At 71.2% G+C, this 15,313-nt stretch carries 17 protein-coding genes and 1 pseudogene; 2 read left to right on the forward strand and 16 right to left on the reverse strand.

Annotated features, from left to right (window positions below):
- From ACGFMK_RS46735 to pyrR, 12 genes are all read right to left on the reverse strand, one after another.
- Nucleotides 1-116: S-adenosylmethionine synthetase N-terminal domain-containing protein (locus tag ACGFMK_RS46735; protein WP_392777837.1), on the reverse strand; the 116-nt coding region annotated here is incomplete at its 3' end.
- A 93-nt stretch (nucleotides 117-209) separates the two neighbouring features.
- Nucleotides 210-1,430: a bifunctional phosphopantothenoylcysteine decarboxylase/phosphopantothenate--cysteine ligase CoaBC gene (coaBC, locus tag ACGFMK_RS46740; protein WP_392777800.1), complete on the reverse strand. Its 1,221-nt coding sequence runs from the start codon at nucleotides 1,428-1,430 to the stop codon at nucleotides 210-212.
- Nucleotides 1,423-1,692, reverse strand: a complete 270-nt coding sequence (gene rpoZ, locus ACGFMK_RS46745) for a DNA-directed RNA polymerase subunit omega (RefSeq protein ID WP_005152353.1) — start codon at nucleotides 1,690-1,692, stop codon at nucleotides 1,423-1,425. Before rpoZ ends, coaBC begins: the two co-directional genes overlap by 8 nt.
- A complete protein-coding gene (gmk, locus tag ACGFMK_RS46750; RefSeq protein WP_392777805.1) occupies nucleotides 1,689-2,357 on the reverse strand; it encodes a guanylate kinase in 669 nt (222 codons plus the stop codon). Before gmk ends, rpoZ begins: the two co-directional genes overlap by 4 nt.
- Nucleotides 2,354-2,671 (reverse strand): integration host factor, actinobacterial type, encoded by a 318-nt coding sequence (gene mihF / locus ACGFMK_RS46755; protein WP_013224622.1) that lies wholly within the window; start codon nucleotides 2,669-2,671, stop codon nucleotides 2,354-2,356. The genes gmk and mihF overlap by 4 nt, the downstream gene beginning before the upstream one ends.
- 107 nt (nucleotides 2,672-2,778) lie before the next feature.
- Nucleotides 2,779-3,627 carry an orotidine-5'-phosphate decarboxylase gene (gene pyrF, locus ACGFMK_RS46760; protein WP_392777808.1) on the reverse strand — a complete coding sequence of 283 codons (849 nt, stop codon included), beginning with the start codon at nucleotides 3,625-3,627 and terminating at the stop codon, nucleotides 2,779-2,781.
- Nucleotides 3,624-6,938 (reverse strand): carbamoyl-phosphate synthase large subunit, encoded by a 3,315-nt coding sequence (carB, locus tag ACGFMK_RS46765; protein ID WP_392777811.1) that lies wholly within the window; start codon nucleotides 6,936-6,938, stop codon nucleotides 3,624-3,626. Before carB ends, pyrF begins: the two co-directional genes overlap by 4 nt.
- Entirely contained in the window at nucleotides 6,938-8,059 is a 1,122-nt protein-coding gene (gene carA / locus ACGFMK_RS46770) for a glutamine-hydrolyzing carbamoyl-phosphate synthase small subunit (RefSeq protein WP_392777814.1), read from the reverse strand. The genes carB and carA overlap by 1 nt, the downstream gene beginning before the upstream one ends.
- Nucleotides 8,056-8,550, reverse strand: coding sequence for a transporter (locus ACGFMK_RS46775; protein WP_392777817.1), 495 nt, complete (start codon nucleotides 8,548-8,550; stop codon nucleotides 8,056-8,058). The genes carA and ACGFMK_RS46775 overlap by 4 nt, the downstream gene beginning before the upstream one ends.
- Nucleotides 8,550-9,836 (reverse strand): dihydroorotase, encoded by a 1,287-nt coding sequence (locus tag ACGFMK_RS46780; protein WP_392777820.1) that lies wholly within the window; start codon nucleotides 9,834-9,836, stop codon nucleotides 8,550-8,552. Before ACGFMK_RS46780 ends, ACGFMK_RS46775 begins: the two co-directional genes overlap by 1 nt.
- Nucleotides 9,833-10,780, reverse strand: coding sequence for an aspartate carbamoyltransferase catalytic subunit (locus ACGFMK_RS46785; RefSeq protein WP_392777823.1), 948 nt, complete (start codon nucleotides 10,778-10,780; stop codon nucleotides 9,833-9,835). Before ACGFMK_RS46785 ends, ACGFMK_RS46780 begins: the two co-directional genes overlap by 4 nt.
- On the reverse strand, nucleotides 10,777-11,385 hold the full coding sequence (pyrR, locus tag ACGFMK_RS46790) for a bifunctional pyr operon transcriptional regulator/uracil phosphoribosyltransferase PyrR (protein ID WP_392777826.1): 609 nt from the start codon (nucleotides 11,383-11,385) through the stop codon (nucleotides 10,777-10,779). The genes ACGFMK_RS46785 and pyrR overlap by 4 nt, the downstream gene beginning before the upstream one ends.
- A gap of 250 nt (nucleotides 11,386-11,635) precedes the next feature.
- Between pyrR and ACGFMK_RS46795 the strand changes: the two genes are divergently transcribed.
- Nucleotides 11,636-12,124: a transcriptional regulator gene (locus ACGFMK_RS46795; protein WP_003096372.1), complete on the forward strand. Its 489-nt coding sequence runs from the start codon at nucleotides 11,636-11,638 to the stop codon at nucleotides 12,122-12,124.
- A gap of 89 nt (nucleotides 12,125-12,213) precedes the next feature.
- Here the strand turns inward: ACGFMK_RS46795 and nusB are convergent, their stop codons facing one another.
- Genes nusB through ACGFMK_RS46810 form a run of 3 tightly spaced genes read right to left on the reverse strand, consistent with a single transcriptional unit; the run spans nucleotide 12,214 to nucleotide 14,365 of the window.
- Nucleotides 12,214-12,669: a transcription antitermination factor NusB gene (nusB, locus tag ACGFMK_RS46800; protein WP_392777831.1), complete on the reverse strand. Its 456-nt coding sequence runs from the start codon at nucleotides 12,667-12,669 to the stop codon at nucleotides 12,214-12,216.
- Entirely contained in the window at nucleotides 12,669-13,232 is a 564-nt protein-coding gene (gene efp, locus ACGFMK_RS46805; protein ID WP_323335269.1) for an elongation factor P, read from the reverse strand. Before efp ends, nusB begins: the two co-directional genes overlap by 1 nt.
- 44 nt (nucleotides 13,233-13,276) lie before the next feature.
- Nucleotides 13,277-14,365, reverse strand: a complete 1,089-nt coding sequence (locus ACGFMK_RS46810; RefSeq protein WP_392777835.1) for a M24 family metallopeptidase — start codon at nucleotides 14,363-14,365, stop codon at nucleotides 13,277-13,279.
- A gap of 120 nt (nucleotides 14,366-14,485) precedes the next feature.
- Between ACGFMK_RS46810 and ACGFMK_RS46815 the strand changes: the two genes are divergently transcribed.
- Nucleotides 14,486-14,878 (forward strand): hypothetical protein, encoded by a 393-nt coding sequence (locus tag ACGFMK_RS46815; RefSeq protein ID WP_392777840.1) that lies wholly within the window; start codon nucleotides 14,486-14,488, stop codon nucleotides 14,876-14,878.
- Here ACGFMK_RS46815 and ACGFMK_RS46820 read toward each other — a convergent pair.
- Nucleotides 14,848-15,313: pseudogene (locus ACGFMK_RS46820) on the reverse strand (beta-xylosidase); the annotation flags it as partial. The gene ACGFMK_RS46815 and the pseudogene ACGFMK_RS46820 overlap by 31 nt on opposite strands.

A 15,313-nucleotide genomic window follows, 5' to 3' on the forward strand; every position in this document is an offset into this window, starting at 1 on the left:
GGGTCCTTCGACAGCAGGCCGTCGAGGATCGAGTCGCTGATGGCGTCGCAAATCTTGTCGGGGTGCCCTTCGGTCACCGACTCCGAGGTGAACAATCTGCTGCTAGACGCGGTCACGGTGGCCGTCACTTCCTCACCTAGTCGTCGGATGCCCCGGTACTTAGGCACCCCTTACCCGTGCAAGCGTACTGACTATCGCTCGGGGCCCAGTCAATGCTTCATGAAGCTCACAACAGCGTCCCACAATGTGGACGCGAGCTCCGATTTCCGGGCCAGGGGGATCGGGATCTCCGTGCCGTCCGAGCCGAGGAGCCAGCCCGAATTGTCCTCGGTGCCGAACGCCTTGCCGTCGCCGACCGCGTTGACCATCAGCAGGTCGGCGCCCTTGCGCTTGAGCTTCACGCGGGCGTGGTCGAGGACGCTGCCGTGCTCGTCGCCGGTCTCGGCGGCGAACCCGACGACGACCTGGCCGCTCCGCCGGTTCCGCACCAGTTCGGCGAGGATGTCGGCGTTGCGGTCCAGGGTGATGACCGGGTCCGGCTGGTCGTCGGACTTCTTGATCTTGTGATCGGCCCGGTTCGCCGGCCGGAAGTCGGCGACGGCGGCGGCCATCACGACGACGTCGGCCGTTTCGGCCTCGGCGTGCACCGCCTGCCGCAGCTCTTCGGCCGTCGAGACGTGCCGCACCACCGTGCCCGCCGGGTCCGGCAGGGCGATCGTGTGCGCGGCGACCAGGGTGACCTCGGCGCCGCGCTGGGCGGCGACGCGGGCCAGCGCGTACCCCTGCTTGCCGGACGACCGGTTGCCCAGGTAGCGCACGGGGTCGAGGGGCTCGCGGGTGCCGCCGGCCGAGATGACCACGCGGACGCCTTCGAGATCGCGTGGCAGGGCGCCGGGCTTGGCCAGCAGCAGCTGGGCGAGGTCGACGATCTCGGCGGGGTCGGCCAGCCGGCCCTTGCCGGTGTCGGCGCCGGTCAACCGGCCCGAATCGGGCTCGGCGACGATCAGGCCGCGGGACCGCAGCAGGGCGACGTTGTCGCGGGTCGCCGGGTGCTCCCACATCTCCGTGTGCATCGCCGGGAAGAAGGCGATCGGGCACCGGGCGGTGAGCAGGGTGTTCGTCAGCAGGTCGTCCGCGATGCCGTGGGCGGCCTTCGCGAGCAGGTTCGCGGTGGCCGGGACGACCACGACGAGGTCGGCTTCCTTGCCGACGCGGACGTGCTGGACCTCCGGCACCTCGGTGAACACGCCGGTGTGCACCGGGTGGCCGGAGAGGGCTTCGAAGGTGGCCGCGCCGACGAAGTTCAGCGCGGCTTCGGTGGGTACCACGCGGACGTCGTGACCGGACTCGGTCAGCCCCCGCAGCACCTCACAGGCCTTGTAGGCGGCGATGCCGCCGCCCACGCCCAGGACGACGCGGGGTTTACTCACCCTCGGTGTGCTCGAGCAGGCCACCGTGGATCTCGCGCAGCGCGATCGAGAGCGGCTTCTCGCGCGGGCCCGGCTCGACGAGCGGGCCGACGTACTCGAGCAGGCCCTCGCCCAGCTGGGCGTAGTAGTCGTTGATCTGGCGGGCACGCTTGGCCGAGTAGATCACCAGGGCGTACTTCGAGCTGACCTTCTCCAGAAGGTCGTCGATCGGCGGGTTGGTGATGCCCTCGAGCTCTTCGTGCAGGGTCGCCTGAGTCGTCACTCGTGGTGCTCCGAATCCGTTGGACTACCGGCGGCAAACTGCTCGCCGGTAATCAAGTTTAGCAAGTGCTCGGCGGCCTCACGCACGTCGGCGTTGACGAGCCGCTCGTCGAACTCCCCGGCGGCGGCCAGCTCACGCTCCGCTTCCGCCAGGCGGGCCTGCACCGCGGCCTCGTTTTCGGTGCCGCGCCCGGTGAGCCTGCCGACCAGCTCGTCCCACGACGGCGGCATCAGCATCACCAGCCGGGCCTCCGGCATCGCCTTGCGGACCTGCCGGGCGCCCTGCAGCTCGATCTCCAGGATCGCCGGCCGGCCCTCGGCGAGGGCCTTCTCGACGGGCTCGCGCGGCGTGCCGTAGCAGTTGCCCGCGAACTCGGCCCACTCCAGGAGCCGGCCGTCGTCGACCATCGCGTCGAATTCGACGCGATCGACGAAGTGGTAGTGCGCCCCGTCGATCTCGCCGGGGCGCGGCTTGCGGGTGGTGACCGAAACGCTGAAGTAGATGTCGGGCTCCAGCTTCCGCAGTTCGCCCACCACACTCGACTTCCCGACTCCGGACGGCCCCGATACGACCGTGAGCCGGTGCCGGGGGATGTCCCCCGCCACCGGCTCACTGCCGCGGTCGGCGTCCCGGCTCACCGGGTAGTCACGACCGACGCCGCTCACTCGCCGCTGAACTCGGCCAGCAGCGCCTTGCGCTGCCGGTCGCCGAGGCCGCGGAGACGACGGCTGGGGGCGATCTCCAGTCGTTCCATGGTCTGCTGCGCGCGGACCTTGCCGACGCCCGGAAGGGCCTCGAGCAGAGCCGAAACCTTCATCTTGCCGAGGACTTCGTTCTCCTCGGCCTGCTTCAGCACGTCGACCAGAGTGGTACCGCCCCGCTTCAGCCGCTCCTTCAGCTCAGCACGGATCTTGCGAGCAGCGGCGGCCTTCTCCAGCGCCGCAGCGCGCTGTTCCTCTGTCAGCTGGGGAAGTGCCACGTTTTCCTCCGGTAGTTCTCAAATCTGGGTGGGTGACGCGACGGTACCCACCCGTGAGCACCGGCCACAATGCGGGGGTGGCTGGTGGGACTGGATTCCGGGGCCTGCTATTGGCCGTTTTCCTGCGGGTCGGCCAGCAGTTCGGCGACACGTTCGACCGCTTGGCGCAAAGCGGCTTGCTCCGGTCCGTGACGCAGCAGGTCACGGGACGATGCGGGCAACACACCTGGTAACCCCATACCGAAAAGGGCCCGCAAATCCGCCACAGTGGCTCCCTGGGCCCCGAAACCGGGCGCCAGCACCGGCCCGTTCAGCTGGGCGAGGTCCAGTTCGCCCGGTGCGACGGTCGCGCCGACGACGACACCGATATCGCCGAGCGGCCCCGCTTGAGCGTTGAGCGCCGCCGCGGAATCCACGATTCCCTGTGCCACGGTGCGTCCGTCGGGCAGCCGCGCGTTCTGCACGGCCGCCGCTTCCGGGTTCGAAGTTCGCGCAAGCACGAAGACGCCGCGCCCCGCGGCGGTCGCCGTGGCCGCGCACTGGGCCAAAGAGCCGAACCCGAGGTACGGCGAGACGGTGATCGCGTCCGCCGCGATCGCCGCGCCCTCGGCCACGTACGCGGCCGTGTAGGCCGCCATCGTGGACCCGATGTCACCGCGCTTGACGTCCAGCAGCACCAGCGCGCCCGCTTCGCGCGCCGTTTCCACCACCCGTTCCAGCACCCGGACACCCGCGGCGCCGAAACTTTCGAAGAACGCCGACTGCGGCTTCACGATCGCCGTGTGCGCCGCCAGGACCTCGGTGGCGGACAGCGCGAACCGTTCCAGGCCCGACGCGTCCACCGGGAGCCCCCAGGCCTCGATGAGGCCCGGGTGGGGGTCGATCCCGGCGCACAGCGGGCCCCGGGCCGCGACGGCCTTCGCCAGCCGCGCCCCGAACCGCTCGGGCGTGCTCACGACTGCGCCTTCAGCGCCGCCTGCAGCTCCTGCAGGGACTTGACGCCGATGTCGCCCCGGATCAGTGCCTCGATGCCGTGCACGGCCGCCGCGGCGCCCTGCACCGTCGTCACGCACGGGATGTCCCGCGACACCGCGGCGGTGCGGATCTCGTAGCCGTCGATCCGCGGGCCGCTGTTGCCGTACGGGGTGTTGATGACCATCTCGACCCCGCCCGCGAGGATCAGGTCGACGATGTTCGGCTCGGCCTCGCTGGAGCCCTCGTAGTGCTTGCGCACCACGGTGCACGCGACCCCGTTGCGCCGCAGCACTTCCGCGGTGCCGGAGGTGGCGAGGATCTCGAACCCGAGGTCCGCCAGCCGCTTCACCGGGAACACCAGCGAGCGCTTGTCGCGGTTGGCGACCGAGACGAACACCCGCCCGGACGTCGGCAGCGAGCCGTAGGCGCCGCTCTGCGACTTGGCGAAGGCCTTGCCGAAGGAGACGTCGACGCCCATCACCTCGCCGGTGGACTTCATCTCCGGGCCGAGCAGCGAGTCGACGCCGTGGCCTTCGGGCGTGCGGAAGCGGTGGAAGGGCAGCACGGCCTCCTTCACCGCGATCGGCGAGTCGGCCGGCATCCGCCCGCCGTCACCCTCGGCCGGCAGCACCCCGCTGCCGCGCAGGTCCTTGATCGTCGAGCCGGTCATGATCAGCGCGGCGGCCTTGGCCAGCGGCACCGCCGTGGCCTTCGACACGAACGGCACCGTCCTCGACGCCCGCGGGTTGGCCTCCAGGACGTAGAGGACGTCGTCCTTGAGCGCGTACTGGACGTTCAGCAGCCCGCGGACGCCGACCCCGCGCGCGATCGCCTCGGTGGAGCGCCGGACGGCCTCGAGGTCGGTGTGCCCGAGCGTGATGGGCGGCAGCGCGCACGAGGAGTCGCCGGAGTGGATCCCGGCCTCCTCGATGTGCTCCATGACGCCACCGAGGTAGAGCTCCTCGCCGTCGTACAGCGCGTCGACGTCGATCTCGATGGCGTCGTCGAGGAACCGGTCGACCAGCACCGGGTGCTCGGGGTTGATCTCGGTGGCGCGGCTGATGTACCCGGCGAGGGTCTCCTCGTCGTAGACGATCTCCATGCCGCGCCCGCCGAGCACGTACGACGGCCGGACCAGCACCGGGTAGCCGATCTCGTCGGCGATCCGCTTGGCGCCCTCGAACGACGTCGCCGTGCCGTAGCGCGGCGCGGGCAGCCCGGCCGCGGTGAGCACCTCGCCGAACGCACCGCGGTCCTCGGCCAGGTTGATGGCCTCCGGCGGCGTGCCGACCACCGGCACCCCGGCGTCGGCGAGCTTCTTCGCCAGCCCCAGCGGGGTCTGGCCGCCGAGCTGGACGATGACGCCGGCGACCGTGCCGGACGCCTGCTCGGCGTGCACCACCTCGAGGACGTCCTCGAAGGACAGCGGCTCGAAGTACAGCCGGTCGGAGGTGTCGTAGTCGGTGGACACGGTTTCCGGGTTGCAGTTGACCATGACGGCCTCGAACCCGGCCTCCCGCAACGCGATCGCCGCGTGCACGCAGGAGTAGTCGAACTCGATGCCCTGGCCGATCCGGTTCGGGCCCGAGCCGAGGATGAGCACCTTCGGCTTTTCCGTCTGCGCCACCACTTCGGACTGCGCTTCGGGGTCGGACTCGTAGGCCGAGTAGTGGTACGGCGTGGTGGCGGCGAACTCGGCCGCGCAGGTGTCGACCGTCTTGAACACCGGCCGCACGCCGAGGCGGTGGCGCAGCGCGCGGACGCCGTCCTCGCCGGCCAGTTCCGGGCGCAGCGCGGCGACCTGGCGGTCCGACAGGCCGGTGCGCTTGGCCCGGCGCAGCAGGTCGCCGTCGAGCACCGGGGCGTCGCGGACCTCGGCGCCGACCTCCCCGATCAGGGCGATCTGGTCGATGAACCACGGGTCGATGCCGGAGGCCTCGTGCACCTGCTGCACGGTGCCGCCCAGGCGCAGCGCGCGTTCCACTTCGTACAGCCGGCCCTCGTGCGGCACGCGCAGGGCGTCCAAAGTGGACTCCAGCGTGGCGCCCGCGGGGTCGGGCTGCGTCCAGAAGCCGGTGGCCTTGGTCTCGATCGAGCGCATCACCTTGCCGAGCGCCTCGGGGAAGCTGCGGCCGAAGGACATCGCCTCGCCGACGCTCTTCATCGTCGTGGTCAGCGTCGGGTCCGCGCCCGGGAACTTCTCGAAGGCGAACCGCGGCATCTTGACGACGACGTAGTCCAGCGTCGGCTCGAACGCCGCCGGCGTCACGCCGGTGATGTCGTTGGTGATCTCGTCGAGGGTGTACCCGATGGCGAGCTTCGCGGCGATCTTGGCGATCGGGAAGCCGGTCGCCTTGCTCGCCAGGGCACTGCTCCGGGACACGCGCGGGTTCATCTCGATGACGACCATCCGGCCGTCGGCCGGGTTGATCGCGAACTGGATGTTGCAGCCGCCGGTGTCGACGCCGACCGCGCGCAGCACGTCGATGCCGACGTCGCGCATCACCTGGTACTCGCGGTCGGTGAGCGTCATCGTCGGCGCGACGGTGACCGAGTCGCCGGTGTGCACGCCCATCGCGTCGACGTTTTCGATCGAGCAGACGACCACGACGTTGTCGCTCTTGTCGCGCATCAGCTCGAGCTCGTACTCCTTCCAGCCGAGCACGCTCTCCTCGATGAGCACCTCGGTGACCGGCGACTCGTCGAGGCCGGTGGAGGCGAGGCGCTCGAGCTCCTCGGGCGTGTGCGCCATGCCGGAGCCGAGCCCGCCCATGGTGAACGACGGCCGGATGACGACCGGCAGGCCCAGCTCCTTCACGGTGTCCCGGACCTCGTCCATCGTGTTGCACACGCGGCTGCGCGGGGTCTCGGCGCCGACCTCGGCGACGATGTTCTTGAACTTCTGCCGGTCCTCGCCGCGCTGGATGGCGTCGATGTCGGCACCGATCAGCTCGACGCCGTACTTGGCGAGCACACCACGCTCGTGCAGGGCGACCGCGCAGTTGAGCGCGGTCTGCCCGCCGAGGGTGGCGAGGATCGCGTCCGGCCGCTCCGCCGCGATGACCTTCTCGACGAAGTCCGGCGTCACCGGCTCGATGTAGGTGGCGTCGGCGAACTCGGGGTCGGTCATGATGGTCGCCGGGTTCGAGTTCACCAGGGACACGCGCAGGCCTTCGCTGCGCAGCACCCGGCAGGCCTGGGTACCGGAGTAGTCGAACTCCGCGGCCTGCCCGATCACGATCGGCCCGGAGCCGATCACCAGCACGTGCTGGATGTCCGTCCTCTTCGGCATCAGGCCTTCTTCTCCATGAGCGAAACGAAATCGTCGAACAGGGGGGCCGCGTCGTGCGGGCCGGCCGCGGCTTCGGGGTGGTACTGCACCGAGAACGCCGGGACGTCGAAGGCCCGCAGGCCCTCGACCGCGCCGTCGTTGGCGCAGTAGTGGCTGACCTGAGCCGCGCCGAAGGGCGACTCGAAGCGCTGCCCGGGCTCGCCTTCGAGGGCGAAGCCGTGGTTCTGCGCGGTGATCGCGACGCGCTTGGTGACCACGTCGATCACCGGGATGTTGATGCCGCGGTGGCCGTAGCGCATCTTGTACGTCCCCAGCCCGAGCGCGCGGCCCAGGACCTGGTTGCCGAAGCAGATGCCGAACAGCGGGATCTCGCGGCCGAGGACCTGCTTGGTCAGCTCGGTGGCGTGCACCGTGGTGGCCGGGTCGCCGGGGCCGTTGGAGAGGAACACGCCGTCCGGCTCGATCGCCAGGAGGTCCTCCAGCGTCGACGACGAGGGCAGCACGTGCACCTCGATGCCCCGGGCGACCAGCTGGCGCGGGGTGTTGGACTTGATGCCCAGGTCCAGCGCGGCCACCCGGAAGCGCGTCTCACCGGACGGCGAGACGACGTACGGCTTCGGCGTCGAGACCTGGCCGGCCAGGTCGGCGCCCTCCATCTTCGGGCTGGCGAGGACCTCGGCGACCATCTCGTCGACCGTGCCCAGCGCGTCACCGGAGAAGACCCCGGCGCGCATCGCGCCGAGCTCGCGCAGGTGCCGGGTCAGCGAGCGGGTGTCGACCTCGGCGATGCCGACGACGCCCTGGTTCACCAGCTCGTCGTCCAGCGAGCGCTTCGAGCGCCAGTTGGACGGCGTGCGCGCGGGGTCGCGCACCACGTAGCCGTTGACCCAGATCTTCGACGACTCGTCGTCCTCGTCGTTCCAGCCGGTGTTGCCGATCTGCGGCGCGGTCTGCACCACGATCTGCCCGTGGTAGGACGGGTCGGTCAGCGTCTCCTGGTAGCCGGTCATGCCGGTGCAGAACACCGCCTCGCCGAGGCTCCGCCCGCGCGCGCCGTAGGCCGCGCCGCGGAACACCCGGCCGTCTTCGAGTACCAGTGCGGCCTGAGCGCGCGCGTTCACTGGGCACCTCCCTTGATCTTCAGCTCTTCGATCCACTGTGGATAGTCATCGAGTTCGTCGCCGCGGAAGCCGGTGTCGAGCGCGGTCTCGCCGGCCCGCCAGGTGATGACCAGCAGGGCGTCGGTGCCCATCACCTTCCCGGCGATCTTCGAGTCGCGCCGGACCCCGGTGATCGCCTCGCGCGGGATCCAGAAGTCGGGGGCGCCGCCGCGTTCGACCGCGACGCCGCCTTCGTGCAGCCGCCAGACCGCGCCGGTGCGCAGCCCCGCGCCGCGCGTGACGACCCGGTTCTGCCACTCCCCCGCGATCGTCGTGGCGACGTAGACGCCGGTGGACTCCAGCAGGATCGCACCCGGGTCACTGGGGATTTGCTCGAACGGCGGCACCTGCACGCTCTGCGAGCGCGCCTTGCGGCGCCAGCCGAGGTACATGCCCCACAGGCACAGCAGGAAGAAGGCGACGATCGCCAGCACCAGCCACAGGCGTTCCATCAGCAGATCTTCCCGTCCCGGGCGGTGATCCGCCCGCGCAGCAGCGTCGCGGTCACCACGCCGGGCAGCCGCATTCCCTCGTACGGGGTGTTGGCGGCGATGCTCGCCAGCTCGGCCCCCCGGACCGTCCACTCGGCGTCCGGGTCGACCAGGGTCAGGTTCGCCGGCTCGCCGGCCGCGATCGGCCGGCCGTGGTCGGCGAGGTTCCCGATCTCGGCGGGGCGCTCGCTCAGCACGCGGGCGACGCCGCGCCAGTCGAGCAGCCCGGTGCGGACCATGGTCTCGGCCACGATGGACAGTGCCGTCTGCAGCCCCAGCATGCCCGGCCGCGCGGCCGCCCACTCCGTGTCCTTGTCCTGCACCGCGTGCGGGGCGTGGTCGGTGGCGACGCAGTCGATGACGCCCTCCGCCAAGGCCGCGCGCAGTCGCGCGGTGTCTGATTGGGTGCGCAGCGGCGGGTTCACCTTGTTGACCGGGTCGTAGGTGGCCAGGCGCTCGTCCGTCAGCAGCAGGTGGTGGGGCGTGACCTCGGCCGACACCTTCGTGCCGCGGTCCTTGGCCCAGCGCAGCACGTCCGCGGTGCCCGAAGTGGACACGTGGCAGACGTGCAGCCGCGCCTTCGCGTGCAGCGCGAGCAGGCAGTCGCGCGCCACGATGGACTCCTCGGCGGCGGCGGGCCAGCCGGTGTACCCCAGCCGCGCGGCCTGCTCGCCCTCGTGGGCCTGGGCGCCGACGGTCAGCCGCGGCTCCTCGGCGTGCTGCGCGATCACGGCGTCCAGCGCGGTCGAGTACTCCAGCGCGCGGCGCATCAGCAGCGGATCGGCGACGCAGAGGCCGTCGTCGGAGAACACCTTGACCCGCGCCTGCGACGCGGCCATGGTGCCCAGCTCGGCGAGCCGCTCACCCTTGAGCCCGACGGTGACCGCGCCGACCGGGTGGACGTCGACCAGGCCGACCTCCTGCCCGCGCCGCCACACGTGCTCGACGATCACGGCGTTGTCGGCGACCGGGTCGGTGTTGGCCATGGCGAACACCGCGGTGTAGCCGCCGAGCGCCGCCGCGGCCGAGCCGGAGTCGATCGTCTCGGTGTCTTCACGGCCGGGCTCGCGCAGGTGGGTGTGCAGATCGACGAAGCCGGGCAGCAGAACCTGGCCCGCCGCTTCGATGATTTCGGCGTCCTCGGGGACGTCCACCGCGCCGATGGCGGTGATCACGCCGTCCTCGATCAGGACGTCGACCGGGTCACCCTCGCCGTAGGGTCGGGCGCCCTTGATCAGGGTGCTCACGCGGCGGCTCCTTCACTGGCCAAGAGGTGGTAGAGGACCGCCATGCGGACGTGCACGCCGTTGCGGACCTGTTCGGTGATGGCCGAGGCCGGGGAGTCGGCGACCGCCGAGGCGATCTCCATCCCGCGCAGCATCGGGCCGGGGTGCAGCACGACCGCGTGGTCCGGCAGCAGCTTCTGGCGCCGTTCCGAAAGGCCGTACGCGATCGAGTACTCCCGTGCGCTCGGGAAGAAGCTCTGCCCTGGGCCCCCGCCGGCCATCCGTTCCGCCTGGACCCGCAGCATCATCACCGCGTCGACCGCGGGCAGCTCGGCGTCCAGGTCGTGTGAAACGGTCACCGGCAGGCTTTCCACGCCGTAAGGCAGCAACGTCGGCGGCGCGACGAGCACCACCTCCGCGCCCAGCGCCGAAAGCAGGTGCAGGTTCGAGCGGGCGACCCGGCTGTGCAGCACGTCGCCGACGATCGCGATGCGACGGTCCTTCAAGGACCCGAGCCGCTCCCGCAGCGTCGCCGCGTCGAGCAGCGCCTGGGTCGGGTGCTCGTGCGTGCCGTCGCCGGCGTTGACCACCGACGTGCCGGGCTCGGCGAGCCAGCCCGCCAAGCGCTGGGCGGCACCGCTGGCGGGGTGCCGGACGATCACGCAGTCGGCACCCGCGGCGGCCAGCGTGAGGGCGGTGTCCCGCAGGGATTCGCCCTTGTTGACCGAGGAGCTGGACGCCGAGACGTTGATCACGTCGGCGCTCATCCACTTCCCGGCGATCTCGAACGACACCCGCGTGCGCGTCGAGTTCTCGTAGAACAGGGTGATCACCGTGCGGCCGCGCAGCGTCGGCAGCTTCTTGACCTCGCGGCCGAGCAGGGTGTGCTTCAGCTCGTCGGCGGTGTCCAGCACGGCCGTGGCCAGCGCCGGGTCCAGCCCGTCGGTGGCGAGCAGGTGCTTCACGAATCTTCTCCAGGAGCAGTGGGTGACTCGGCGGCGCGGAGCACGACCGAGTCGCGGCCGTCGATCTCCGCGAGCAGGACGGACACGCCCTCGGTGCGGGCGGTCGGCACGTTCTTGCCGACGTAGTCGGCGCGGATCGGCAGCTCACGGTGACCTCGGTCGACGAGCACCGCCAGCTGCACCGCGCGGGGGCGGCCATGATCACGGAGGGCATCGAGCGCGGCCCGGATCGTCCGGCCGGAGAAGAGCACGTCGTCGACCAGGATCACCACCCGGTCGTCGATCCCGCCGGGCGGCAGCTGCGTCTGCTCGAGCGCGCGGGGCGGGCGGCGGCGCAGGTCGTCCCGGTAGAGGGTGACGTCGAGGGCGCCGGCCGGCGGGCGGACTCCGGAGAACTCGCCGATCTTGGCGGCGAGGCGGGTCGCGAGGGGGGTGCCGCGGGTGGGGATGCCCAGCAACACGGGCGGGGTAGTGCTCTCCGCACCGTTCGCGGTCTTTTCGATGACCTGATGGGCCATTCGGGCGATCGTGCGCGCGACGTCGCCGGCTGTCAGGAGCTCGCGCTCCCCAGCCGAACCAGCCGCGTCACGAGGTCGTGACGACACTGCGGACTCCTTCCCCGCCTCACCGGACGGGTCCTTAAAGGACGTCTGTTCCCCTGCTGGTCGGGGCTTTCGCACCGACAGTAGCAGGCACTTTGCTCAGCCTTACGGGTGGTGTGGCGTGATTCGCGGCAAGCTCGCGCTTGACCTGGTGACAACAATGCGTAACCATTACTCTGAGTATTCGACTCGAAGAGTCCCCTGGAGCCGGTCACCCCGACCGGGAAGGGGGTGGAGAACGGAGAACGACCAGATGGGCGATTACGCCAAGGCGCTCGGGGCCAAGCTCCGCGGGATCCGCCAGCAGCAGGGCCTGTCCCTGCACGGGGTCGAGCAGAAGTCCGGTGGGCGCTGGAAGGCCGTCGTCGTCGGCTCGTACGAGCGTGGCGACCGTGCCGTCACCGTGCAGAAGCTGGCCGAGCTGGCCGACTTCTACGGCGTGCCGGTGGTCGAGCTGCTGCCCGAGGGCCGAGTCCCCTCCGGTGCCGAGCCCGCCACCAAGATCGTGATCAACCTGGAGCGCCTGCAGCAGCTGCCGGCGGAGAAGGTGGGCCCGCTGGCCCGCTACGCCGCCACCATCCAGAGCCAGCGCGGCGACTACAACGGCAAGGTGCTCTCGATCCGGACCGAAGACCTGCGGTCCCTGGCGATCATCTACGACATGACGCCGGGCGAGCTGACCGAGCAGCTCATCGACTGGGGTGTCCTCCCGCCGGAGGCACGTCCGTCCAAGGAAGACTGATCCGCTCGTGTCGTGTTGCGCCGACGCAGTGAGCGTTCCCCGGTGGGGCACCGGAGACGCTCACTGACTCGTCGGGGGGCTCGCAGCACCTAGAGCACGGCGCGCAGGCGGTCGGCGATCGTGCCGATCCGGCCCAGCACGCCGTTGACGAACCGCGGCGAGTCGTCCGTGGACAGTTCCTTCGCCAGGCCCACGGCCTCGTCGATCGCGACCGGGTCCGGCACGTCCTCGGCCCAGAGCAGCTCGTAGACCCCGACCCGCAGCACCGCGAGGTCGACCTTCGGCATCCGCTCCAGGGTCCAGCCCTGCGCGTGCTCGGCCAGCAGCTCGTCGATCCGCGGCCGGCGGGTGGTGACCCCCTCGACCAGGCTGATCGTGTAGTCCCCGATCGGGTCGACCTCGGTCGCGCCGACGCGGTCGGCCAGCAGCGTCACCGGATCGGTGTCGCGCTGCGCGGCCTCGTAGAGCATCTCCACGGCCCGGCGGCGCGCCTGCCGGCGGCTGATCGAGCCGCCGCGATTCGGGTGGGGCTTCGAAGTCGGCATCAGCTGGAGACGCGGCCCAGGTAACGGCCGTCGCGGGTGTCGACCTTGATCTTCTCGCCGGTGGACAGGAACAGCGGGACCTGGATCTCCGCGCCGGTCTCCAGCGTCGCCGGCTTGGTGCCGCCGGTGGAGCGGTCGCCCTGCAGGCCCGGGTCGGTGTGCTGGATGAGGATCTCGACCGAGGTCGGGAGCTCGACGTAGAGCGCCTCGTTCTCGTGCACCGCGACCTGGACCTCGGTGTTCTCCAGCATGTAGTTGGCGTTGTCGCCGACGACCGCGGCCAGCACCGTGATCTGGTCGTAGGTGTCGCCGTCCATGAACACGAAGTCCTGGCCGTCCTTGTACAGGTAGGTCATGTTCCGGCGGTCCACCGTGGCCGTCTCGACCTTCGTGCCCGCGTTGAACGTCTTGTCGACCACCTTGCCGGTGAGCACGTGCTTGAGCGTCGTGCGCACGAAGGCACCGCCCTTGCCCGGCTTCACGTGCTGGAACGCGGTGACGGTCCACAGCTGGCCCTCGAGGTTGAGGACGAGCCCGTTCTTCAGGTCGTTGGTCGTGGCCACGAGCTTGCAGTCTCCTGTGTCGATCTTCGGGTTCGGGGCCGCCGTCAGACGGCCACGAGGTTCTTGGTGCTCAGGGTGAGGAGTTCGGGCTCCCCAGCCCGCACGACGAGCGTGTCCTCGATGCGCACGCCACCGCGCCCCGCGAGGTAGACGCCGGGCTCGACGGTGACCGCCATACCGGCGGACAGTGTACCGACGCCCGTGGCGGCGAGGCTGGGCGCCTCGTGGATCTGCAGGCCGACGCCGTGGCCGAGGCCGTGCGCGAACGCGTCCCCGCGCCCCGCGGCCGCGATCACCGACCGGGCCGCGGCGTCCACATCGGACACTTCGGCGCCGGGCGCGACGGCGCCGACCCCGGCCGCCTGCGCGGTGCGCACGAGCTCGTACACCTCCCGCTGCCAGTCGGCCGGCTCGCCGAGCACGAACGTGCGCGTCATGTCCGAGTGGTAACCGTCGACGGTGGCGCCGAAGTCCAGCTTGACGAAGTCGCCGCGCTTCAGCTCGGCGTGGGTGGGCCGGTGGTGCGGGATGGCCGAGTGCGCGCCGGCGGCCACGATCGAGGCGAAGCTGGGCTCGCTCGAGCCGTGTTCCAGCATCCGGTTCTCCAGGTCGCGGGCCACTTCCAGCTCGGTCCGCCCGGGCCGCAGGCCACCGGCGGCGACCAGGTCGCCGAGCGCGCGGTCGGCCGCGGCGCACGCCTGCCGCAGCGCGTCGATCTCGGCCTCGTCCTTGACCAGCCGCAGCCGCTCGACCAGGCCGGGGGTCCTCGTGAGCTCGACGTGCTCCCGGAGGTCTTCGTACTCTTCGACGCTCACGTGCTGGCTCTCGAACCCGATCCGCCCGTACGCCGCGGCGTCCTTCGCCGCGCGCTTCACGAGCGCGGCGGCACTCGCCCGGTCGACGACCTTGTCGAGGTCGGGCACTTCGGCGGCGGACTGGGTGGTGTAGCGGCCGTCGGTGCAGAACAGCGTCCGGGCGTCACCGCCCGCGTGCACCAGCACGGCGGCGTTCGAGCCGGTGAACCCGGTCAGGTAGCGGATGTTCAGCAGGTCGGTGACCAGCAGCGCGTCGAGACCCGCATCGGTGAGCGAGTGCCGCAGCGCCGCGCGGCGGCGTCCATGGGTTTCAGGCACTTCCCCACCCTAGTGGCGGCGCCGCGAGACGTTCGTCGGATCCGCACGCTGACGAAGCGACTCGCCAGTAGGCAGCCTAGACTCCGCAGGATGAGTGCCTGGGTGTTGCGCGGACTCGGGATGGCGGTGCTGCACGGCGCGGCCATCACCCTCCTCGCCAAGTACGCCGTCTACCACCCCACCGACCAGACGCTGGTCGTGTCGCTCGCGCTCGCCGTGCTCGTCGGCGCCGCCGCGCTGTGGAGCGCGCTGGACGCCTGGCGCGGGCTGCCCGACCGCGGCAAGGTCTGGTTCATCTCGGCGCTGATCGCCGGGCCGGTCGCCGGGGTCCTCTACGTCGTGGGGCGCGCCGTGTTCGTCGACCAGACCGGGGTCTCCGAGCTGGGCGGCGCGCTCACCGGCGGCGCCGCGTTCTCCGCGCTGCTGGTGCTGATCCCCGCCGGGCTGGGGCTGTTCGTCGGCGGGCGCGTCGGCGGCCGGGCTCAGCCGCCGAGCGAGGAACCCCGCGCGTAGGCGTCCCACTGCGCGGTCGTCAGGGCGTGCGGGGACGAACCGTTGAGCGCCACGACGCCGTCGTCCGGCACCCGCCACAGCCGGCGGTCGTCGAGCACCAGCCCGAACCCGCGGCCCGGCGCCAGCACCGCTTCGGCGCCCGACCTCAGCCGCGCCACCACGGGCAGTGACGCCACCGCGGGCGGCGCCTTCTCCAGCAGCTCGCCGGCCAGCGCCGCGGCCACCCCGCGCCGGTCGACCCGCACCCGCTTCCCGGCCCGGACCAGGTCCATCGTGCGTTCCGGGGACGGCATCGTGACGCCGTCGAAGGTCGCGGCGACCCGGGCGGCGCTCCCGCAGGCCTGGCTGCCGCGCAGGTCGAGGCCGTAGTGCCGCAGGCCGGTCGGGGCGCCCGCCCCGCCGATCGCGGTGGCGCGCACGACGTCGAACGGCACC

Origin of the sequence: Amycolatopsis sp. NPDC049252, assembly GCF_043197175.1 — a bacterium.
In the GTDB taxonomy this organism is placed as follows: Bacteria; Actinomycetota; Actinomycetes; order Mycobacteriales; family Pseudonocardiaceae; genus Amycolatopsis.